The organism is Chelatococcus composti (assembly GCF_014201415.1).
GTDB classification, from domain to species: Bacteria; Pseudomonadota; Alphaproteobacteria; order Rhizobiales; family Beijerinckiaceae; genus Chelatococcus_A; species Chelatococcus_A composti.
In genome coordinates, this window is the sequence record NZ_JACHEH010000003.1 from 1 (window position 1) to 19,267 (window position 19,267).

At 67.4% G+C, this 19,267-nt stretch carries 25 protein-coding genes; 19 read left to right on the forward strand and 6 right to left on the reverse strand.

Annotated features, from left to right (window positions below):
- From HNQ73_RS06205 to HNQ73_RS06295, 19 genes are all read left to right on the forward strand, one after another.
- On the forward strand, positions 1-129 hold a 129-nt coding region (locus HNQ73_RS06205; RefSeq protein ID WP_277355655.1), incomplete at its 5' end, for a flagellin.
- A gap of 255 nt (positions 130-384) precedes the next feature.
- Entirely contained in the window at positions 385-2,016 is a 1,632-nt protein-coding gene (gene fliF / locus HNQ73_RS06210) for a flagellar basal-body MS-ring/collar protein FliF (RefSeq protein WP_183333368.1), read from the forward strand.
- Positions 2,016-2,660, forward strand: a complete 645-nt coding sequence (locus HNQ73_RS06215) for a hypothetical protein (protein WP_183333369.1) — start codon at positions 2,016-2,018, stop codon at positions 2,658-2,660. The genes fliF and HNQ73_RS06215 overlap by 1 nt, the downstream gene beginning before the upstream one ends.
- Entirely contained in the window at positions 2,657-3,892 is a 1,236-nt protein-coding gene (locus HNQ73_RS06220) for a flagellar motor protein MotB (protein ID WP_183333388.1), read from the forward strand. Before HNQ73_RS06215 ends, HNQ73_RS06220 begins: the two co-directional genes overlap by 4 nt.
- Positions 3,889-5,298 carry a chemotaxis protein MotC gene (locus HNQ73_RS06225; RefSeq protein ID WP_183333390.1) on the forward strand — a complete coding sequence of 470 codons (1,410 nt, stop codon included), beginning with the start codon at positions 3,889-3,891 and terminating at the stop codon, positions 5,296-5,298. Before HNQ73_RS06220 ends, HNQ73_RS06225 begins: the two co-directional genes overlap by 4 nt.
- Positions 5,295-6,635, forward strand: coding sequence for a flagellar hook-length control protein FliK (fliK, locus tag HNQ73_RS06230; protein ID WP_183333392.1), 1,341 nt, complete (start codon positions 5,295-5,297; stop codon positions 6,633-6,635). The genes HNQ73_RS06225 and fliK overlap by 4 nt, the downstream gene beginning before the upstream one ends.
- Positions 6,613-7,158 carry a lytic transglycosylase domain-containing protein gene (locus HNQ73_RS06235; protein WP_373284886.1) on the forward strand — a complete coding sequence of 182 codons (546 nt, stop codon included), beginning with the start codon at positions 6,613-6,615 and terminating at the stop codon, positions 7,156-7,158. The genes fliK and HNQ73_RS06235 overlap by 23 nt, the downstream gene beginning before the upstream one ends.
- 85 nt (positions 7,159-7,243) lie before the next feature.
- Positions 7,244-7,627 (forward strand): flagellar basal body rod protein FlgB, encoded by a 384-nt coding sequence (gene flgB / locus HNQ73_RS06240; protein ID WP_183333396.1) that lies wholly within the window; start codon positions 7,244-7,246, stop codon positions 7,625-7,627.
- Complete coding sequence (flgC, locus tag HNQ73_RS06245; RefSeq protein ID WP_183333398.1) at positions 7,627-8,049, forward strand: flagellar basal body rod protein FlgC; 423 nt, start codon at positions 7,627-7,629, stop codon at positions 8,047-8,049. The genes flgB and flgC overlap by 1 nt, the downstream gene beginning before the upstream one ends.
- The gene (gene fliE / locus HNQ73_RS06250; protein ID WP_183333400.1) at positions 8,046-8,375 is read left to right on the forward strand and encodes a flagellar hook-basal body complex protein FliE; all 330 of its coding nucleotides are present in this window, start codon (positions 8,046-8,048) and stop codon (positions 8,373-8,375) included. Before flgC ends, fliE begins: the two co-directional genes overlap by 4 nt.
- 10 nt (positions 8,376-8,385) lie before the next feature.
- Positions 8,386-9,174, forward strand: coding sequence for a flagellar basal-body rod protein FlgG (gene flgG / locus HNQ73_RS06255; RefSeq protein ID WP_183333402.1), 789 nt, complete (start codon positions 8,386-8,388; stop codon positions 9,172-9,174).
- A gap of 17 nt (positions 9,175-9,191) precedes the next feature.
- Positions 9,192-9,677 (forward strand): flagellar basal body P-ring formation chaperone FlgA, encoded by a 486-nt coding sequence (gene flgA / locus HNQ73_RS06260; protein ID WP_183333404.1) that lies wholly within the window; start codon positions 9,192-9,194, stop codon positions 9,675-9,677.
- Entirely contained in the window at positions 9,674-10,786 is a 1,113-nt protein-coding gene (gene flgI, locus HNQ73_RS06265) for a flagellar basal body P-ring protein FlgI (RefSeq protein WP_183333406.1), read from the forward strand. The genes flgA and flgI overlap by 4 nt, the downstream gene beginning before the upstream one ends.
- Before the next feature lie 91 nt (positions 10,787-10,877).
- The gene (locus tag HNQ73_RS06270) at positions 10,878-11,384 is read left to right on the forward strand and encodes a MotE family protein (RefSeq protein WP_183333408.1); all 507 of its coding nucleotides are present in this window, start codon (positions 10,878-10,880) and stop codon (positions 11,382-11,384) included.
- Entirely contained in the window at positions 11,384-12,100 is a 717-nt protein-coding gene (gene flgH, locus HNQ73_RS06275; RefSeq protein ID WP_183333410.1) for a flagellar basal body L-ring protein FlgH, read from the forward strand. Before HNQ73_RS06270 ends, flgH begins: the two co-directional genes overlap by 1 nt.
- 26 nt (positions 12,101-12,126) lie before the next feature.
- Positions 12,127-12,627: a flagellar basal body-associated FliL family protein gene (locus HNQ73_RS06280; protein ID WP_183333412.1), complete on the forward strand. Its 501-nt coding sequence runs from the start codon at positions 12,127-12,129 to the stop codon at positions 12,625-12,627.
- Positions 12,628-12,637: 10 nt separating this feature from the next.
- Entirely contained in the window at positions 12,638-13,408 is a 771-nt protein-coding gene (fliP, locus tag HNQ73_RS06285) for a flagellar type III secretion system pore protein FliP (protein ID WP_210305022.1), read from the forward strand.
- A gap of 168 nt (positions 13,409-13,576) precedes the next feature.
- Positions 13,577-13,924 (forward strand): DUF6152 family protein, encoded by a 348-nt coding sequence (locus HNQ73_RS06290; RefSeq protein ID WP_183334265.1) that lies wholly within the window; start codon positions 13,577-13,579, stop codon positions 13,922-13,924.
- Complete coding sequence (locus HNQ73_RS06295) at positions 13,921-14,406, forward strand: DUF6644 family protein (RefSeq protein ID WP_183333414.1); 486 nt, start codon at positions 13,921-13,923, stop codon at positions 14,404-14,406. The genes HNQ73_RS06290 and HNQ73_RS06295 overlap by 4 nt, the downstream gene beginning before the upstream one ends.
- A 12-nt stretch (positions 14,407-14,418) precedes the next feature.
- Here the strand turns inward: HNQ73_RS06295 and flhB are convergent, their stop codons facing one another.
- The 6 genes from flhB to motA form a co-directional block, all read right to left on the reverse strand.
- Positions 14,419-15,534 (reverse strand): flagellar biosynthesis protein FlhB, encoded by a 1,116-nt coding sequence (gene flhB / locus HNQ73_RS06300; protein WP_183333416.1) that lies wholly within the window; start codon positions 15,532-15,534, stop codon positions 14,419-14,421.
- Between the two features lie 76 nt (positions 15,535-15,610).
- Complete coding sequence (locus tag HNQ73_RS06305; RefSeq protein WP_183333418.1) at positions 15,611-16,660, reverse strand: flagellar motor switch protein FliG; 1,050 nt, start codon at positions 16,658-16,660, stop codon at positions 15,611-15,613.
- Positions 16,660-17,049: a flagellar motor switch protein FliN gene (fliN, locus tag HNQ73_RS06310; protein WP_183333420.1), complete on the reverse strand. Its 390-nt coding sequence runs from the start codon at positions 17,047-17,049 to the stop codon at positions 16,660-16,662. The genes HNQ73_RS06305 and fliN overlap by 1 nt, the downstream gene beginning before the upstream one ends.
- A 36-nt stretch (positions 17,050-17,085) precedes the next feature.
- Entirely contained in the window at positions 17,086-17,451 is a 366-nt protein-coding gene (locus tag HNQ73_RS06315) for a hypothetical protein (RefSeq protein ID WP_183333422.1), read from the reverse strand.
- Entirely contained in the window at positions 17,432-18,358 is a 927-nt protein-coding gene (locus HNQ73_RS06320) for a flagellar motor switch protein FliM (protein ID WP_244650007.1), read from the reverse strand. Before HNQ73_RS06320 ends, HNQ73_RS06315 begins: the two co-directional genes overlap by 20 nt.
- A gap of 15 nt (positions 18,359-18,373) precedes the next feature.
- Positions 18,374-19,255 (reverse strand): flagellar motor stator protein MotA, encoded by an 882-nt coding sequence (gene motA, locus HNQ73_RS06325; protein ID WP_183333426.1) that lies wholly within the window; start codon positions 19,253-19,255, stop codon positions 18,374-18,376.
- Positions 19,256-19,267: the final 12 nt, after the last annotated feature.

Sequence of the window (19,267 nt, forward strand, 5' to 3'; positions counted from 1 at the left end):
GTCGACGCCAACATGGAAGAGGAGTCCACCAAGCTGCAGGCGCTGCAGGTCCAGCAGCAGCTCGGCATCCAGGCCCTCTCCATCGCCAACTCCTCCATGCAGAACGTCCTGTCGCTGTTCCGCGGCTAATAGGGACTTTTCCTCGCATGCAAGAGGCCGCGCCCGCCGGGCGCGGCCTTTTTGTTTTGCAACCTCCGGACAAGGTTCGAGGGGGAGACTGCGGCCCTACGGTGTGGCGTTGTGCGCCGTGGCCAGGTACCGGGACCCGTTCCCTGACTGCCGTCGCGGCGCGTCCCGCAGCGGCGCGCGCGGCAGGGTGACGAGCGCACCTGCGGCAGGGCTGCGCGCCGCGAGCGCAATTTTGGCAGGAGCAAGAAGCAGTTCATGAACTCTCGTGCACAGGCCGAACAGCTCTGGGCCAACATTCGGGATCTCGGGACGCGGCGTCTGATCGCGCTCGGCCTCATCGGCCTTGCCGTCTTCCTCGTCGTCGGGCTCGGCGCGTACTATCTCAGCCGCCCGCAACAGGAACCCCTCTACACCGGCCTCTCGCGCGAGGACGTGTCACGCATGGGCGCCGTCCTCAAGGATGCCGGCATCCCGTTCGACGTCAGTGCTGACGGCACCTCGGTGCTTGTCAATTATGGCAACACGGCGCGCGCGCGCATGCTGCTTGCCGAGAAGGGCCTGCCGCAGAGCGCCAATTCCGGCTACGAGCTGTTCAACGATCTTGGTTCGCTGGGGCTCACCTCCTTCATGCAGGAGGTGACGCGCGTTCGCGCGTTGGAGGGAGAGCTGGCGCGCACGATCCAGACCATGGCCGGCATCAAGGCTGCGCGCGTCCATATTGTGCTGCCGGATCGCGGCTCCTTCCGCCGTGAGGCGCAGCCCGCTTCCGCCTCCGTCGTGATCCGCACAGAGACTGCCGACAGCGTCACGCCGGCCCGCGCCATTCGCCACCTCGTCGCCGCGGCGATCCCGGGCATGAGTGTCGACAAGGTCACGGTGCTCAACACGGACGGCACGCTGGTTCTGGCCGGGGACGACGCGACGAGCGCCGCGACGGGGCGCATGGCCAGCCTCGAGCGCACGGTCAGCCTCGAGATTCAGGACAATGTCCGCAAGACTCTCGTCCCCTATCTCGGCCTGAGCAATTTCGAGGTCAGCGTCGCCGCGCGCCTCAATACGGACCGTACCCGCACCAACGAGACGATCTACGACCCCGAATCCCGCGTGGAGCGGTCCGTCCGGACCATTCGCGAGACCGAGGTCTCGCAGAACCGCAACAACCAAAACCCGACAACAGTGCAGCAGAACCTGCCCGACGAGCAGGTGCAGGCCTCTGGCGGGGAGGTGTCAAGCGAGGACAACCAGCGGCGCGAGGAGGTCACGAACTACGAGATCTCCAGCAAGACGGTAGAGACCGTGCGTGACGGCTATCGCATCGAGCGGCTGTCGATTGCGGTGCTCGTCAATCGGGAGCGTCTCGCCGCGCTTGCCGGTCCGAACGCGACCGACGCAGCCATCGACCAGCAGATGCGCGAGATCGAGCAGCTGGTCGCGTCCGCCGCGGGCGCTGTCACGGACCGCGGCGACCAGATCAAGGTCTCGGCGGTCAACTTCATCGAGGATTCGCGCAATCTCGAGCCCGTTCCGCCGATCAGCATCGGCGAGCTGCTGGTGCGCCAGTCCGGCAACTTCATCAATGCCGCCACCATCCTCGTTGTGGCGCTGCTCGTCATCTGGTTCGGTCTGAGGCCAGCCGTCACCGCCATCCTGGCCCGCCCGCCGGCCGAGGAGGCGAAGGTCGCCGCGGCCGAGGGCGACCCGGCCCTGCCGCCGGGCGCTGAGGCGCCGCAGCTCGCCGGCCCGTCCGAAGGCTCGAACCTCATCGAGGAGCTCACCATCCGCATGAACCAGTCGCCGGCCCGACGGCTCGAGCAGATGGTGGAGTTCAGTGAGGAGCAGGCGGCGGCCATCCTCAAGCAGTGGCTGTATCAGGAGGATCCCGCCTGATGCCGCGACCGCCGCTGGTCAGCTTGCTCGTCGATTTCAACGCGGAGGAGCGCCGGCTGTCACAGCCGGCGCCCCGGCGTGCGGGGGCGCCACCGTCCCAGTCGTTGGTGCAGCCGCCGGCGCGCGATGCCGAGGTGCAGATCGCCCAGGCGCTCGAGAAGGGGCGCAACGAGGGCTGGGCGGCGGCCGAGGCGGCGTGGGAGGAGAAGCTGCGCGTCGAGCGCGAGCAATTCCAGCAACAATTGGCTGCCGCGCGCGCCGAATGGGCACGGAATGAGGGGCAGGTTCTCGCCGAAGCGATTCACGTTGCCTTCAACGCCATGCAGTCGCGTCTGTCGACGGCACTGGCGCGCACGCTGACACCATTTCTGGAGCAGGCCCAGCGCGAGCGTGCGCTGGCGGCGCTGGCCGATGCCGTGCGCACGCTCGCCGAGACGACGCAGCACGAGCTCATCGAAATCAGCGCAGCGGATGACCTTGCCGCGGCGCTCGCGGGCCATCTCGGCGACCTGGCTGCCGCCGTCCGCTTCGTGCCGGGGACGGGGCCGGATGTGCGTGTCGTCGCCGACGATACGGTCATCGAAACGCGGCTCGCCGAATGGGCGGCGGAGCTCGCGGCAGTCGTTGGGCAGGACGCGTCATGAGCGACAAGAACCCTTCCGAAATCATTCTCGTCCGGCGCGGGTACGAGGAAGAGGATGCGCACCACGGCGGCGTCTGGAAGATCGCCCATGCCGACTTCATGACGGCGATGATGGCCTTCTTCCTCGTCATGTGGCTGATCAACGTGACCGATCAGACGACCCGCAGCGAGGTGGCCAAGTATTTCAACCCGCTGAAGCTCGCCGACAGTGTCACCGACCGCAAGGGGTTGCGCGATCCGACGATCGGCCATCCCTCGGGCGAGCCGGACAAGCAAGGCCAGCCGCTCAGTGTGCAGCCCGGGCAAGGACAGGGCGGGGGCAGCGGCAAGGATGGCCGCCAGCCCCGCGACGAGGGCCGGGGCAAGGGCGAGGCGGCGGGTAACCGCAGCGCGCAGTCGCCGCTGGCGAAATACAAGGACAGTGCACTTTTCCAGGATCCCTATGCCGTTCTGGCGCAGCTCGCCGCCGAGCCGGCCACGGCCAATGACCCGAAGCCGGTGCCGTCGAGCGTCGACCTCGTCATGGGCGAGACGGCCGAGATCGGCATCAGCGGCGGTGAGGCCCACCGCGACCCGTTCGACCCGACCTACTGGCGGACGGTGCCGCTCCAGCCGGCACGCCAGCAGCCGCCCGGCGATCCGGGCACCGTGAACAAGGCTCCGGAAACGGCCAAGCCGGATGCGCTCGCCCGTGCCACGACCGACACCGCCCCGGCAGAAGGCACGGCTGGCGAGATGGCCGCCGCCACGGCAGCTCCCGGTGGCGAAATGTCGGAAGAGCTGGCGGCCCTCCAGCGGGAGCTGCAGGCAGCTTTCGCGGGCGAGGGCACGGCCGTGCCCCATCTGCACGTCGAGAAGTCCGGCGATGGCACGCTCATCAGCCTCACCGACGAGGCCAACTTCAGCATGTTCCCCATCGGCTCGGCCGTCCCGCAGCCGCAGGTGGTGCGTATCATGCAGCGCATTGCCGAGACACTGGCGAAGCGCCCCGGCAAGATCATTGTGCGCGGACATACCGACGGCCGCCCCTTCCGCTCGGCGGACTATGACAACTGGCGCCTGTCGACGGCCCGCGCCCATGCGGCGGTCTACATGCTGGTGCGCGGCGGCCTGTCCGACAGCCGGATCGAGCGCGTCGAAGGTCATGCGGATCACATGCTCAAGGTCCCCGACGATCCGAATGCGGCCGAGAACCGGCGCATCGAGATCCTGCTCAAGGAGGAGAGCCGGTGAGGGCACTCGCCGCCACCGTCCTTGCCGGCTTCGTCACGCTCGCCGCTGCGGCCCAGGCTGCCGGCGGGAAGGTGGATGCCCAGCCGTACGAACTCGTGCGTACCCTGCAGCACATGCAGGACCAGATCGCCGCGGGCTCGACGGCGGCCCATGCCGGCCAGCGCGGGCTCCTCAAGCTGATCGAGGAGCACTTCATGGCGGCGCCCGCGGAGGTCTGGCAGGAGCCGCGGAATGCTCGCGCCGCCGTGGTCTACCTGCTCAGCGGGGGTCAGCCGAGCGTCATCCGCCACCTTCTCGGTTTCGAGCGCAAGCCCAATGTCGACGAACGGCTGTTGCTCGGCGCCCTCGCCTATGTCGAGGGGCAGGAGGACGAGGCGCGCAGGCTGCTCCAGCCGGTGTCGCCGCGTGCGCTTGCGCCGGGGCTCGGCGGGCAGATTGCCCTTGTCAAGGCCGCCTTGCTCGTGCGGGACCAGCCGGCTGCGGCCATGGAGATGCTGGCCCTCGCCCGCCTGCTGATGCCGGGAACGCTGGTGGAGGAGGCGGCGCTGCGCCGCGAGATCTTCGTCGCGAGCCAGCTCGGCGATCTCGACCGTTTTGAGGCGCTGGCAGAGCGCTACATGCGGCGCTTCCGGCATTCCGTCTATGCCGGCAATTTCCAGCAGCGTTTCGCCGCGGCGCTCACACGCCTCGATTTCACGAAGGACCCGGCCCGGTTCGGCCGCCTCGACGGAATGCTCGACAACCTCGACCCGGTGACGCGGCGCGATCTCTATCTGCTCGTGTCGCGCGCCTCGGTCTACGAAGGGCGCATCGAGGCGGCGATCCACACCGCACGGCAGGCGCTTGCGCTCTCCCGCCCGGGCGAGGCAGCGGCGGAGCGCGCCCGCCTCTACCAGGCCGCGGCGAAGATCGTGACCGAAGCCGGCTATGACGAGGCTCGCGCGGAGCTGCGTGCCATCAACCGCTCGCTCCTGTCGCAGGCCGATCTCGAGCTGCTTGAGACCGCACAGAGCCTCGCGCGGCACATCCGGCAGTGGCCTGCTGCCCTGCCCGAGCCGCCGGAGGTCGCGGACGAGTCAATTGCAGCTGCGCCGAAGACGGATGCGAAGCCAGCGGGCGGGCAGAGCCGCACGGCCTCGAAGCCGGCGGCGAGGGCCGGTGCCGAGGCGGCACTCCCGGCGGCGGAGAAGCCGTCCGTTCCCGCACCGGTCTCCCGCCCGGCAGCACCGTCTGCGGCGGACTGGCAGCCCGCGGTGCAGCAGGCGTCTCCGGTCACGGCCCCGGCGGAGGCAGTGCCCGTCACGCCATCTGTCATCCAGCAGCCGACGCCCACGATCATGCGGGCGCAGGAACTCATCGGGGCGGTCGATGCCCTGCTCAAGGGAGCTCAGGGAGACAAAGAATGACGATGCTCGATCCGTCGTTCCTGCGCATGCCGGTCCAGCGCGATGTGCCTGCCGACGGGAGCGCCCGGGGGGAGGCGCACGGCAGGCAGGACGGCGACGCCTTCCGCGCCCTGCTTGAGAAGGTGCAGGGTGTGGGCCGGCGCGGCGAGGCGGCGGGCGAGGAGAGGCGCGCCGAGGCTGCGCCGCCACGCTCCCTGCGCGCGCTGGTCGAGCGGCTCGGCGAAGTGGTGGGGGCCGGGGAAGAGACCGCCGATGCTTCCGCGCCTGCCGACGGCGAATGGGCCGACGTGCTGCCGGAGGGGGCGGAGGCAAGGGCTGACGGTGCGGCAGAGGCCGCGGGCCGGCAGCCCCGCGTGAACGCGGACGGCGTCAACCTGCCGGTTTCGGAGCGGCCCGCGAAGCAGGCCGATGCTGAAGCCGATGTTGCGGCGACCAAGCAACAGGCGGTCGATGAGGAGGGCACAGCCGCGCAGCGTCTGGCGGGCACGAAGCAGGGCTTGGGCGTCGACACTGCGCCGAGGGAGCGCCCTTTGCCAAAGCTGACGGTGGTGGGGCGGGAGACGCATTTCGAGCCGGTCGGCGTCGTGAAGCCGCAGGCCGGCGCGGGCGAGGCTGCCGAGGAGCCGCTGCCGCAGGTCAAGGGGCGCGTCGAGAGCTCACCGCCGGCCGGGCTGCGCGAGGCACGGCGCCAGGGCGGGCAGCCTGCCGAAAAGGCTGCGGCGCTGCGCGCGGTGAAGGTCGAGGCCGAGGCTGCCGGCAGCACCGGCCCGCAGGCCGAGGGCCTTCCGGCCCAGACGCTGCAGCAGCTTGGCGAGCGGCTCGCCGGCGAGGCACGCGGCCTCGCCTCCAGCCGCACGCAACCTGCCGGCCATGCGGCCGAGATGCAGGCGCAGCCGGGGCAGCAGCAGGCGGGCGGGCCCGTGCGCGTCCTGCACATCCAGCTCCATCCTGCCGAGCTTGGCAGCGTGAGCGTGCGCATGCGCCTCGTCGGTGACGGCATCGAGGTCCACATGCGCGCCAGCGATGCTCGCACCGTGCAGATGCTGCAGAACGACAGCGAAGCGCTCACCGGTGTCCTGCGGGCGGCCGGCTACCGGCCCGAGGTGGTGACGCTTCAGATCGGTTCTGCCGATGCCGGTGGGGGCCAGACACTGCACGGTGGCGGCCAGCAGTCGGCGGCCGGCCAGCAGGCATTCCAGGGAGAGACTTCGGGTGGCGGGCGAGGCGCCTCGCCCTCGCAGGCGGAGGAGCACGCCCGCAGATCACGGCGAGAGGGAGAAGGCGATGGCCATACGGGCCTGGCTTCTGGCCGCGATAGCAGCGGCATCTATCTCTAGCGTGGCGACCGCTGCCGATGCTCCTGCCGGCGGCAGCGCCGTCTGCGAAGGCGAGATCACCCGTGCAGCCGCGAAGTATGGTGTGCCAGTCGGCGTGCTTTATGCCGTCGGCCTGACAGAGACCGGGCGGCGCGGCTCCATGCAGCCCTATGCCATGAACATCCAGGGCACGGCCTATTTTGCGCCGGATGCGAAGGCCGCCATCCGCCGCTTCCACGAGGCGCGTCGCGATGGCATCAAGCTGATCGACCTGGGCTGCATGCAGATCAACCACCACTACCACAGCGACCGTTTTCCCTCGCTGGAGGCCATGCTCGACCCGCGCCACAACGTGGAATATGCGGCCCGCTTCCTGAAAGAGCTGAAACAGCGCGAGGGCACCTGGACGATGGCTGTCGCGCGCTATCATGCCGGCCCGGACAACGACGCGGCGCAGAAGCGCTATGTCTGCCGCGTCATCGCCAATCTGGTGGCCGTCGGCTTCGGCGCATGGACGCCGAACGCGCGCAGCTTCTGCAGCTGAGGGGCCGGAGGGGCGACGGGACAGCCTCGTGCAAGGTTAACGAACTACAAACGTCTCGGCATGCGATAGTGCAGGAGGCGTTCTGTTGGACCCCGTCTATCTTTTCAAGGTCGCAGCCCGCCAGGCCGACTGGCTCGCGGTCCGGCAGTCGACGGTCTCGGGCAACATCTCCAACGTCAACACGCCGGGCTACAAGGCGCGGGACGTCGTGCCCTTCGACGAGGTGATGGACAGGACACGCCTGACCCTCGCCGCCACCAACCCGCGGCACTTCAGCGTCGACGAGGCGGGCGCCAAGACGGCGAAGGTCCGCAAGGGCGACAGCTGGGAAATCGTTCACTCGGGCAACAGCGTCAGCCTGGAGCAGGAGCTGCTCAAGGCCTCTGAGATCAATCGCGACTATTCGCTGAACACGAACATCGTGCGGTCCTTCCACCGCATGTACCTGATGAGCGTGAAGGGATCCTGATGATCGATCCGCTACAGGCCTCTGCCCGTCTTTCCGCTGCGGGGCTCGAGGCGCAGTCGATGCGTCTGCGCGTCGTCTCCGAGAACATTGCCAACGCGCAATCGACCGGCTCCACGGCCGGCGCCGACCCCTACACGCGCAAGACCGTCACCTTCAAGAGCGAACTCGACCGCGCCCTCGGTGCCGCGACAGTCAAGGTCGACCGCATCGGCAGGGACAGGGCGCCCTACCGCATCGAATACGAGCCGGGCAACCCGGCCGCCGATGCGGATGGCTATGTCAAGTATCCGAACGTCAACATGCTGATCGAAATGGCCGACATGCGCGAGGCCAATCGCTCGTATGAAGCGAACCTGCAGATGATCAAGCAGGCGCGCTCCATGATCTCCATGACGATTGACTTGCTGAGAAGCTCCTCATGATTGACCAGATCTCGTCCCTGACGTCGAACCTTGGCGGCGTGCAATCGATCACTCAGGCGCGTCTTTCGGCAATGCAGGCGGTGAGCGCCGCCGCCACGGCGCGCCAGACGGCGAACTTCAGCGAGATCTTGGCCCAGGTCGCCGGCCAGGCGGTCGAGACGATGCGGCAGGGCGAGGCGGCCGCGCTCTCGGGCATCCAGGGCCAGGCCTCGGTGCAGCAGGTCGTGCAGGCCGTGATGTCCGCGGAGCAGACGCTGCAGACGGCCATCGCGATCCGCGACAAGGTTGTGGCCGCATACCAGGAAATCAGCCGCATGGCGATCTGAGGAGGATCCGATGAGAGCACTCGCCATCGCGGCGACGGGCATGAACGCCCAGCAGACCAACGTTGAGGTCATCGCCAACAACATCGCGAACATCAACACCACGGCCTACAAGCGGGCGCGTGCCGAGTTCGCCGACCTGCTCTACCAGGTCGAGCGCATGCAGGGCATTCCGAACGTCGCCGACACGGCGCCGATCCCGGAAGGGGCGACGCTCGGCCTCGGTGTGCGGGCGGCGGCGATCCGCTACGTGCACCGCCAGGGGCCGTTGACGCAGACCTCGAACGAACTCGACCTCGCCATCAACGGCCGCGGCTGGTTCCAGGTGCAGGGGCCGGACGGCGAGCTGCTCTACACGCGAGCCGGCTCCTTCAACAAGAATGCCGACCGGCAGCTCGTCACGATTGAGGGCTACCTCGTCCAGCCCATTATCACCATTCCGGAGAACACCATCGAGATCTCCGTCAACGCCACCGGCCAGGTCTTTGCCAAGGTCGCGGGCGAGGATGAGCCGCAGGAGCTCGGCCAGCTGGTCATCGCGAACTTCGCCAACGACGCCGGTCTCGAGCCGCTCGGCGACAACCTCTACCGCGAGACGACCGCCTCTGGCGAAGCGGTTCTCGGCGTGGCGGGCGACCCCGGCTACGGCAAGATCCTGCAGGGCTACCTCGAGGCCTCGAACGTCGATCCGGTCAAGGAGATCACCGAGCTCATCAGCGCCCAGCGGGCCTATGAGATGAACTCAAAGGTCATCCAGGCCGCCGACGAGATGGCGGCGACGGTCTCCAAGGGCATCCGTTGATCGGGCGGGTGAACGCCATGGCAAGCGGCACGGCATCGCGCAAATTCGTCCTGCTCCGGATTCTCGCCGGGCTCGCCGCAACGATGGCGGCGTTCGTGCCGGCCGTCGCGCTGGCCGAGATGCTGCCGGTGCCCGTCACCACCATCCGGCCGGGCGACATCATCACCGAGAGCATGCTGACGGAGCGTTCGTTTCCGGACGGCTATACGACCCGCTTCGCGAGCGTGATCGACGCCTCGCAGGTGATCGGCAAGAGCGCGCGGCGCACGCTGCTGCCGGGCAGCCCGATCCCTTACAACGCCGTGAGCTCGCCCGAGGTCGTCAAGCGCGGCGCTGCGGCCCGGCTCGTGTTCGAGGCCGAAGGCCTCGTCATCACTGCACTTGGGACTCCCCTCCAGTCCGCGGGCGCCGGCGAGCATGTCCGCGTTCGCAACGTGGACAGCGGGCTCGTCGTCTCGGGTATCGTCCAACCGGATGGATCGATCCGGGTAGGCATCCAATGAAGAGGTTCCTGCTCGCCATCGCCAGCAGCCTCATCGGCGCACTGTTCCTGAGCGGGCCGGCGACGGCCTCGACACGCATCAAGGACATCGCCAGCATTCAGGGCGTGCGCGACAACCAGCTCATTGGCTATGGCCTCGTCACGGGCCTCAACGGCACGGGTGATACGCTGCGCAACTCGCCCTTCACCGAGCAGTCGCTGCAGTCGATGCTCGACTACATGGGCGTCAACGTGCGCGGCAGCAACCTGCGCACGCGCAATGTCGCTGCCGTCATGGTAACGGCCAACATCCCGGCCTTCGCTGGGGTCGGCTCGCGCATCGATGTCACGGTGTCCTCCATGGGCGACGCGACCTCGCTGCGGGGCGGCACGCTGCTCGTGACGCCGCTGACGGGTGGCGACGGCCAGGTCTATGCCGTGGCGCAGGGGCCCATCATGGTCTCGGGTTTTTCCGCCCAAGGCGAGGCGGAGACGCTGACCCAGGGCGTGCCGACGGTCGGGCGCATTCCCAACGGTGCTCTGGTGGAGCGTGCCGTGCCAGGCGGGTTGCGCGACATCGGGCGGCTGGTGCTCCTGCTGCATAACCCGGACTTCAGGACGGCGGCGACCATCGCCGACGTCATCAACACCTATTCCAAACGTCGCTACGGGCGCCGCGTGGCCACCGAGCGCGACTTCCGCAGCGTGGTCCTGGAGCGGCCGGCACACGTCAATCCGGCGCGGTTCATCGCCGAGATCGGCGAGCTGCGCGTGGCGCCTGACACGCCGGCGCGCGTCGTCATCGACCAGCGCACGGGCACCGTCGTCATCGGCCAGGACGTGCAGATCTCGACCGTTGCCGTCACGCACGGCAACCTGACGGTGCGCATTACCGAGACGCCCATGGTCTCGCAGCCGGAGCCCTTCAGCGACGGGGCGACGGTGGTTGTGCCGCGCACGGAGATCCAGGCGCGCGAACAGACCGGGCGTGTAGGCATCATCGAAGGCTCAAACCTGCAGACGCTGGTGCGCGGTCTCAACCAGGTTGGCCTGAAGCCGAGCGACATCATCTCAATCCTGCAGGCCATCAAGACCTCCGGCGCGTTGCAGGCCGACCTCGTCGTGCAGTGAGGCCCCCGTGCGGCAGAGTGAAGAAGCAGGCGGAAAAGGGGAAGCGGGGCGGCAGGGCGCCCCGCGCGTCAGGGCAGAAAGGTCGCTGATCATGCGCAGGTTCGCCACGATCACCGTTGCTGCTGCAATTGCCGGCCTCGGCCAGGCGGCCGTGGCGCAGGATGCGGTGCAGACCGCACGCGCCCAGGCGGAGGCGGCCCGCACCAATCCCTATTGCGCCAACGTGGCCGATGCGGCCGCGGACGCGCGCTTCGCCTGGCAGATGCAGACGCTGTCCGCGCTCGAGAAGGAGATCGAACAGCGCATCGTCCAGCTGGAGAAGAAGCGGGCCGAGTACGAGGAATGGCTGCGCCGGCGCAACGAGTTCCTGAAGCAGGCCGACGAGGGGCTGGTCGCCATTTTCAGCCGCATGCGGCCGGAGGCCGCCGCCCAGCAGCTCGCCAGCCTCAAGGATGAGAAGGCGGCCGCCATCATCGCCCGCCTTAACCCGCGCATCTCGAGCGCCATCCTCAACGAGATGGAGCCGGGACGTGCCGCCCAGCTCACGGGCACGCTCATCGACAGTGTCCCGCGCGAGCGGGCGGCGGAGAAATCGTGATGAAGACGACCGTTTCCGGCATGCTCGCCGCGCTCCTCGCCCTTTCTGTCGGCGCCTGTGCCGTCAAGTTGGACGAGATCGGGCGGGAACCGAACATGACGCCCGTGGGCTACGGGCTCAACGTGCAGCGCGAACCGTTGCCGACGACGGCCTATGCCGCCTACAAGCGCCCGGGCAGTTACCACTCGCTCTGGACCGGCCGCACGCGCGACCTGTTCGCCGATCCGCGCGCGCGCCAGGTGGGCGACGTCATCACCGTCAACATCCTGATGGACGACAAGGCCCAGTTCGACAACGAGAGCGACCGCTCGCGCAACTCGAACGTCAACTTCGGCCTCGACCTCGGCTATGGCAACAGCAGCACGGGGGACTCGATCTTCGGCGCTCTCGCCATCAACTCGCGCACCGCCAGCAAGGGCAAGGGCCAGATTGACCGCTCCGAGAAGCTGCGGCTGACGGTGGCCGCCGTCGTCACGGAGGTGCTGCCGAACGGCAACCTGGTCATCAGCGGCTCGCAGGAGGTGCGCGTCAACTACGAGCTCAGGGTGCTCAACATCGCCGGCATCGTGCGGCCCTCCGACATCTCGCGCAACAACACCATCGCCTACGACAAGATTGCCGAGGCGAGGGTGTCCTACGGCGGGCGCGGGCGCAGCATGGAGGTGCAGCAGCCGGCGGTTGGCCAGCAGATCTACGATCTCATCGTGCCGTTCTGAGGCGGCAGGCAGGCGAGGAAAGGGACATGGCGCGAGCGCCGTTATTCAGGAGACGGAAAAAGAAGGAGGAGGGGGGCAGCGACAGCTGGCTGCCCGCGCTCGTCATGCTGACGCTGATCGCGCTCGGTGTCGGCAGCCTGTCCGGCATACACCTCGCCAACACCGTCAAGCGCCTCGCCAATGCGGAGAAGGAGGCGGCGCAGAACGCGCCGCGGCCGCTCAAGTACTCGGGCGACACTGTCATCAAGACGCTCGAGCCGGTGGTCTCGAATCTGGCCGAGCCGTCTGGCGTGTGGGTGCGCCTCGAGACCTCCATCATCTTCGACAACGGCGCCATTGAGAACCCCGATGTCATGGGCGCCGAGATCCGCCAGGACATGATGGCTTACGTGCGGACGCTGAAGCTCGCCCAGATCGAGGGGCCGAGCGGCCTGCAGCACCTGCGCGAGGATCTCAACGAACGGGCCCGCGTGCGTGCCGACGGGCGCGTGCGCGAGCTGCTGATCGAAACCATGATCGTGCAGTGAGGATCCCGGCATGATCTTGCGCAGCCGCTCCCTCCTCGCCGCCGGGCTCGTCCTGCCGGTCCTCGTCCTGACGGCAGGAGCGGCCTTTGCCCAGGCGAGCGGCCAGCTTCCCGATCTTGGGCAGCTCCTGCCGAGCGGCGAGGGCGCAATGACCGGCCGCATCGTCCAGATGATCGTGCTGCTCACGGTGCTATCGCTGGCGCCGGGGCTGCTGATCATGGTGACAAGCTTCACCCGCTTTGCCATCGCCCTGTCGTTCCTGCGCTCGGGGCTCGGCCTGCAGAGCACGCCGGCGAACATCGTCATGGTGTCGCTCGCGCTGTTCATGACCTTCTACGTCATGGCGCCGACCTTCGACAAAGCCTGGGAGGAGGGGCTGAAGCCCCTGACGGAGAACCGCATCTCCCACGAGGAGGCCTATCAGAAGATCACGGCGCCGTTCCGGGAGTTCATGCTGCGCCACGTGCGCGAGAAGGACCTGCAGCTTTTCGACGATCTCGCCGCCGGCTCCTTCGCGCCGCGTGCCGACGGTGAAGCGATTGATCTGCGCATCATCATTCCGGCCTTCATGATCTCCGAGCTGCGGCGTGGCTTCGAGATGGGCTTCCTCATTCTCCTGCCCTTCCTCGTCATCGACATGATCGTGGCGACCCTCGTCATGTCCATGGGCATGATGATGATGCCGCCGACAGTGATCGCCCTGCCGTTCAAGGTGCTGTTCTTCATCCTCATCGACGGCTGGAACATGCTGGTGGGCGGGCTGGTGCGGTCATTCTTCTGACGGCCCTGCACTCTCCGACTGTTGATCGGCCGGCCGTTGACCGGCCGCCGTGCCCTCCCTACGGTCTGCTGCCACCCGCAACAGCAGCAGGGGAGTGCAATCATGGGCTCGCTGCTCTCTGCCGGATCCCTCGCGCGTGTCCTTGCCGTTCGCGCCCTTGCGGTGTCGATGCTCGCGCTTCCCGTCCTTTCCGGTGCCGTCGCCCATCACGGCTGGTCGTGGGCGGAGGCTGAACAGATTGAGCTTCGGGGCACGATCCGCGACATCTACATCGGCCCGCCGCATCCCACACTCGACGTGGAGACCTCCTCCGACGGTGTGTGGCGGGTGGAGCTCGGCAACCCGCGCCAGACGGAGCGGGCGGGCTTCCGCGAAGGCTCGGCCCGCGTTGGCGATGAGATCGTAGCCATCGGCAACCGCTCGCAGGATCGGAGCGAGAGGCGGATGAAGGCGGTGCGCATTACTGTGGGCGGCAAGACCTACGACATCTATCCCGACCGTATCAGGACCAATTGAGCAACCTTGCCAACGAAGCCCTGCTGGCGCTCGCCGCCTGGCCTGGGGCGGCGCTGCTGCGGCGCTCGAGCTTCGCCTATCTTCTTGCCAACGCGACGCATATCCTCTCGGTCGGCCTCGTCGTCGGCGCCATCGTGCCGCTCGACCTGCGGCTGCTCGAGCTCTTCCGGCGCCGTTCGCTCGCGGTGCTGGCGCCCTTCCTGTCCCGCTGCGCGGCAGTGGGCATGGCGTGTGCACTGATGACGGGCGCGCTCCTTTTTTCGGTGCGGCCGGTCGAGTACGCCGGCAACCCGGCCTTCCTTGCCAAGCTAGGCCTCATTGCCGTCGGCGTCGCCAATGCCCTGTTGCTGCGCCGCCGGGCGGCGTGGCGGGACGCCGCGTCGGGCGGGCCGGTCGATGCCGGCGTGCGGCTTGCGGCCGCGCTGTCGCTCGTCGTCTGGACCGGCGCGGTCGTGGCAGGGCGGTGGATCGGCTTTCTGTAAGGAAGCGGCCGCCTATTTCAGCAGCGGCCGGTCCATGGTCTGCGGCTGCGGCTGGGCGCCATGGCCGCCCTCGCGGGTGTAGACGTAGTAGAGAACCTGCGCCACGGCCTTGAAGAACTCGGGCGGGATCATGCGGTCGACCTCGGTGGCGCTGTAGAGCGCGCGGGCGAGCGGCGGGTCCTCGACGATCGGGATGTCGTGCTGGGTTGCAATCTCGCGGATCTTGAGGGCGATGAGATCCTGGCCCTTGGCGACGACGACGGGAGCGCCGCCTTCCTCGCGCACGTAGCGCAGGGCGACCGCGAAATGAGTGGGGTTGGTGATGACCACGGTGGCCTTCGGCACCGCGGCCATCATGCGCTTGCGCGACTGGTCGAGCGCCAGGGAGCGCAGGCGCGACTTGACGAGCGGATCGCCCTCGGTCTGCTTGAACTCGTCCTTCACCTCCTGGCGCGTCATGCGCAGCTCGCGGTGCCAGCGAAGCCGCGCCCAGACGAGGTCGGCGGCGACGAGCAGGATGGTGGCGACACAGACCGCCGAGACGAGTCTGAGGGCTATGGTCAGCAGGGTTTCCGGCAGAAGGCTCGGATCCGTGAACATGGCATTTATCGCCCGCGATTGTTCCGAGCCCAGCAGGATGAGGCACGCCAGGCTGACCACGGTGAACTTGAATAGAGACTTGAAAAATTCAACAAATCCCTGCTTGCCGAAGATCCGCTTGAAGCCCGACCTCGGCGAGATCCGCTGCCACTTGGGGCGGATGCGCTCGAGGACCATGCGCGGCGTGTTCTGGAAGAGGGATGCGCAGGTGCCCGCAATGGCGATGACGAGGACGATGGGCAGCACGAACCGCCCCGCATCCCAGAAAACGGCCTGCATCAGCAGCGATGCGTCATAGCCGTTCGCCAGCGAGAACCCGCCGGGCGTGTCGATGAGGCGTGTCAGGCGCTCGCCGAGCCGGGCGCCGTTCTCACGCGTCAGGAACGAGAAGGCGACGAGAATCGCGCCGAGCGATGCGAAGATCGACATCTCGCGCGAATAGGGCACGTTGCCCTTGTCGAGGGCGTCGCGGACCTTCTTCTCGGTCGGCTCTTCGGTTTTGCTGTCCTGATCGGGCTGCTCGGCCATGGCGCGCGCCTGACGGCGCCTTCACCCTCCGCCGTCGACGGCCGGCGGCAGGCACGTCCGCGCCTGCCGGTCCGGCTCAGCGAATGAAGGCGTCGTCTCCTCCTTCGGGGTTGAGGTCGATCTCGCCACGCCCGGCGAGTTCCAGCGCCAGATCGGTGATGCTGCGCCGCGCCTCCAGCACGTCGCGCTGGGCGGCGGGCTCGCGGCCGTTGAGCTCGTGCTCGACCATACGGCGCACGCGCGAGGCCAGCGAGGACAGGATGACCTCGCGGAACGATGGGTCGGTGCCCTTGAGGGCCAGCACGATCTTGTCGGTGGGGATCTGGTCGAACAGCAGCGTGCGCGCCGCCGGCGTGAGGTTGACGATGTCGTCGAAGGTGAAAAGCAGCCCCTTGAGGATCTCCGCCGACTTCGGCCGCGTAACGCTGAGCGAGTTCAGCACGTCCTCCATATGGTCGCGCTCCATCTTGTTGATGATGTCGGCCATCTTGGCGTGCGTGTCCGCCCCCGCGTTGCGGGAGAAGTTCAGCATGAAGTCTTCATGGATCGTGCGCTCGATGATGCGCATCGTCTCGTCGACGATGGGCTTGAAGGTCAGCATGCGCCGCATGATGTTGTTGCGCAGATCCTGCGGCAGCTGGCTCATGGTCTTGGCTGCGCAGGCGGGCTTGACCTTGGAGAGGATGAGCGCGGCGGTCTGGGGGTGCTCCTTGAGCAGGTAGCTCGCCAGGACGTTCTCGGAGACGTTCGAGATGCGGTCCCAGATCGAGCGGTTGGAGTTGCCCAGGAGGCCGGACATGATCTCGGCGATCTGCTCCGGCGGCAGCACTCCCTGCAGCAGCTTCTCGACCTCGCTCGCCGTGCCGAACAGGTTCTTGCCGGTGGCGAACTGGGCCGCGAACTCCTCAACGAGGGCCTCGATCTGTGAAGCGGGAATGGGGCCGAGTTCGGCCGCCGTCCGCGTGATCTCCTTGATCTCCTCGGACGTGAAATGCGTGAGCAGCCGGCCGGCGGTCGGCTTTTCCATGGCGAGCAGCAGCGCCGCCACCTTCTCGACACCCCGCGTCAGCGTCGCGCGCGGCACGATGGGCTGTGGCGCTTTCGAGGGGATTGCAGTCGTAGCCATCAGCTACCGAGCTCGGATCCAGGCGGGCCGACGATTTCCGTCAGCGACACGCCGAAACGGGAGTTGTCGTCTTCCACCACCACCACCTCGCCGCGGGCGATGACGCGGCCGTTCACCACGACATCGACCGGCTCGCCCACCCGATGGTCGAGCGGCACGATGGCGCCGCGCCCGAGCTTCATGAGGTTGGCCACGGGCATCGTCGCCGAGCCGAGCACCACCTGCATGACGACGGGGATGCGCAGGATGGTGTCGAGGTTGCGGGGGCTGCCGAGCGTCTCGTCCTTGTCGGCTGCCTTGCGCGGTTCGGTGCCCTGGGCGAACAGGGCCTCGTCGTGGGTGGCGGTATCGCCGAAACCTTCGAGGTCGTCGTCCGACTTCTGGTTCATTCGATCATTTCCTCGTCTTGCGCCCCGGGAAGGGCGTCACGCCGTCTTGTCGTCGCCCACGAGCCGCAGGGCGGCACGTCCACCGGCCTGAGGCTGGGCGGCCTTCTCGAGTTTCGCCAGCGTCTCGCGCGCGGCGGCGATTCCGGCGTCGAGGCTGGCAAGCGTCTTGCGCGCGTCTTCGATGCGCAGGGAAAGCTCCACCAGCGTCTTCTGGCCGTCGGCGGTGAAGCTGCCCATGGAATGGCCGGCCGTCTTCAGCGCGTCCGCCGTGGCCTCCAGCGTGCGCTTGTAGTCGTAGTGATTGCGGTCGAAGTTCCGCAGCTTGAGGTAGGTCGCCAGCACACAGGCGCTCGTCAGGGCGAGGGCGGCGAGAAGGACGTAATCAACGAGAGAGGACGTCATCGATAAATTCCTGCTCCTGATCGAAGTAGTCCTCCACGCGCAGCATGTAGGACCCGTCTGACTGGCCGAGGCGGCACCAGAAGAGCGGCTGGTCGTTGCCTTCGAGCTTGACGCGGCTGCGCGGTGTCGCCTGCAGCTCGATGACCTGCCCGATTTTGAGATCGGCAATTTCGCCGAGCGTCATCTCCCGCTCTTCGAGGACCGCCCGCAGCTTGACCTCCGTGCGGCTCACCTCGTTGCGGATCTGCTCCGCCCAGCGTGGGTCGCGGGTGGAGCTGTCGCCGGAGATCACGCGCGCCAGCGTCTGGCGCATGGGGTTGAGGGCCGACTGCGGGATGATGACGAACATCTCGCCGCCGCGGTTGAGCGCCTGCAGCAGGAACTTGGAGACGACGGCGAGGTTGTTGCGGCGGCCGATGACGGCGAAGTCCATGCGCGTCTCGAGCCGCTCGAACTTGAAGCGCGCGTCCGACACCATCGAGAAGGAGGCCTGCAGTGCCTTGCCCACCTGCTCGAAGATGGCCATTGAGATGCGCATCTCGATGTTGGTGAAGCCGCGCTCCTCATCTTCAGGCGGCTCCGAGCCGTCCGCGCCGAGCAGCACCTCGACCATGGTGAAGACGAAGTCGCGGTCGAAGCCGACGAGTATCTCGCTGTCCCACTCCGGCACGTTGAAGACGCCGGCGACGGCGTTCGCCTCGTAGATCTCGAGGATGTCGCTGACACGCCCGCTCTCGATGGTCGAGAGCGAGAAGTAGGATGGCGAGGCTGAGAGGTGACGCAGATTGTCGGCGCAGTATGTGGCCATGCGATCGAAGATCACATGGAGCATCGGCAACCGGTCGAGCGACAGGCCGGCTGCGTCGAGCAGCCTGTCGCGAATGTCGTTGCTGACGGCCTGGTTCATGTTGCTGTCCATGGATCAGGCGGCCTCGGCGGCCGGCGCTTCGCTGCGACCCATGACGGTTTCGTTCTCCACCTCGTCGATGGTCGGCCGCTCGGGTGCGGAGATAGCCTTGCGGCCATGTTCCAGGGCGATCTGCGGGAGAGCGCCGTTCATGTAGGCGAGCAGCGTCTGCTTGACGATGATGTAGATGCGGGCCTGCTTCTCGCGCGTCACCTTGATCTTCTGTGCCAGCGGCGTGATCACGGCATAGGACGTGAAGATGCCGACGAAGGTGCCGATGAGGGCCGCGCCGATGAGGCTGCCGAGGATGGCCGGTGACTGGTCGATGGCGCCCATCGCCTTCACGATGCCGAGCACCGCCGCGACGATGCCGAGTGCCGGCAGTGCCTCCGCCACCACGGTCAGCGAGTTGTACGGCTTCAGCTTGTGCCGGCGCATGGTGGTCAGCTCCTCGTCCATGAGGGCCTCGATCTCATGCGGGCGGGCGTTGCCGATGATGAGGAGACGCACGTAGTCGCAGATGAAGTTCGTGAGTTCCGGGTTCTTCAGCACGCGTGGAAAGGTGGTGAAGATCGGCGAGTTCTGCGGATCGTCGATATGTGCCTCAACCTCGTTGCGGGCCTTGGCGCGCAGCTCGCGCATCAGGTTGAAGAGGAGGCCCAGCACGGCGAGGTAGTCCTCGCGCTTGGGCACGTCGCCGGCGATGGCTTCTTTGATCGCCTTGCCCGTGTCCTTCACCGTGGGCATGGGGTTGGCGATGATGAAGATGCCGAGAGCGATGCCGCCGATGATGACGAATTCGAACGGCTGCCAGATGACGGAAACCTTTCCGCCGAGCGCCATGAAACCGCCGAGCATCGAGCCGATGGCGATGATCAGGCCGATGAAGAAACTCAAGTCCGATCTCCT

Bases quoted from the DNA above. Each gene is read 5' to 3' on its own strand.
- fliF (WP_183333368.1), top strand. From the start codon at position 385: ATGAACTCTCGTGCACAGGCCGAACAGCTCTGGGCCAACATTCGGGAT.
- HNQ73_RS06215 (WP_183333369.1), top strand. From the start codon at position 2,016: ATGCCGCGACCGCCGCTGGTCAGCTTGCTCGTCGATTTCAACGCGGAG.
- HNQ73_RS06220 (WP_183333388.1), top strand. From the start codon at position 2,657: ATGAGCGACAAGAACCCTTCCGAAATCATTCTCGTCCGGCGCGGGTAC.
- fliK (WP_183333392.1), top strand. From the start codon at position 5,295: ATGACGATGCTCGATCCGTCGTTCCTGCGCATGCCGGTCCAGCGCGAT.
- flgC (WP_183333398.1), top strand. From the start codon at position 7,627: ATGATCGATCCGCTACAGGCCTCTGCCCGTCTTTCCGCTGCGGGGCTC.
- fliE (WP_183333400.1), top strand. From the start codon at position 8,046: ATGATTGACCAGATCTCGTCCCTGACGTCGAACCTTGGCGGCGTGCAA.
- flgG (WP_183333402.1), top strand. From the start codon at position 8,386: ATGAGAGCACTCGCCATCGCGGCGACGGGCATGAACGCCCAGCAGACC.
- flgA (WP_183333404.1), top strand. From the start codon at position 9,192: ATGGCAAGCGGCACGGCATCGCGCAAATTCGTCCTGCTCCGGATTCTC.
- flgI (WP_183333406.1), top strand. From the start codon at position 9,674: ATGAAGAGGTTCCTGCTCGCCATCGCCAGCAGCCTCATCGGCGCACTG.
- HNQ73_RS06270 (WP_183333408.1), top strand. From the start codon at position 10,878: ATGCGCAGGTTCGCCACGATCACCGTTGCTGCTGCAATTGCCGGCCTC.
- flgH (WP_183333410.1), top strand. From the start codon at position 11,384: ATGAAGACGACCGTTTCCGGCATGCTCGCCGCGCTCCTCGCCCTTTCT.
- HNQ73_RS06280 (WP_183333412.1), top strand. From the start codon at position 12,127: ATGGCGCGAGCGCCGTTATTCAGGAGACGGAAAAAGAAGGAGGAGGGG.
- fliP (WP_210305022.1), top strand. From the start codon at position 12,638: ATGATCTTGCGCAGCCGCTCCCTCCTCGCCGCCGGGCTCGTCCTGCCG.
- HNQ73_RS06290 (WP_183334265.1), top strand. From the start codon at position 13,577: ATGCTCGCGCTTCCCGTCCTTTCCGGTGCCGTCGCCCATCACGGCTGG.
- flhB (WP_183333416.1), bottom strand. From the start codon at position 15,534: ATGGCCGAGCAGCCCGATCAGGACAGCAAAACCGAAGAGCCGACCGAG.
- HNQ73_RS06305 (WP_183333418.1), bottom strand. From the start codon at position 16,660: ATGGCTACGACTGCAATCCCCTCGAAAGCGCCACAGCCCATCGTGCCG.
- fliN (WP_183333420.1), bottom strand. From the start codon at position 17,049: ATGAACCAGAAGTCGGACGACGACCTCGAAGGTTTCGGCGATACCGCC.
- HNQ73_RS06315 (WP_183333422.1), bottom strand. From the start codon at position 17,451: ATGACGTCCTCTCTCGTTGATTACGTCCTTCTCGCCGCCCTCGCCCTG.
- HNQ73_RS06320 (WP_244650007.1), bottom strand. From the start codon at position 18,358: ATGAACCAGGCCGTCAGCAACGACATTCGCGACAGGCTGCTCGACGCA.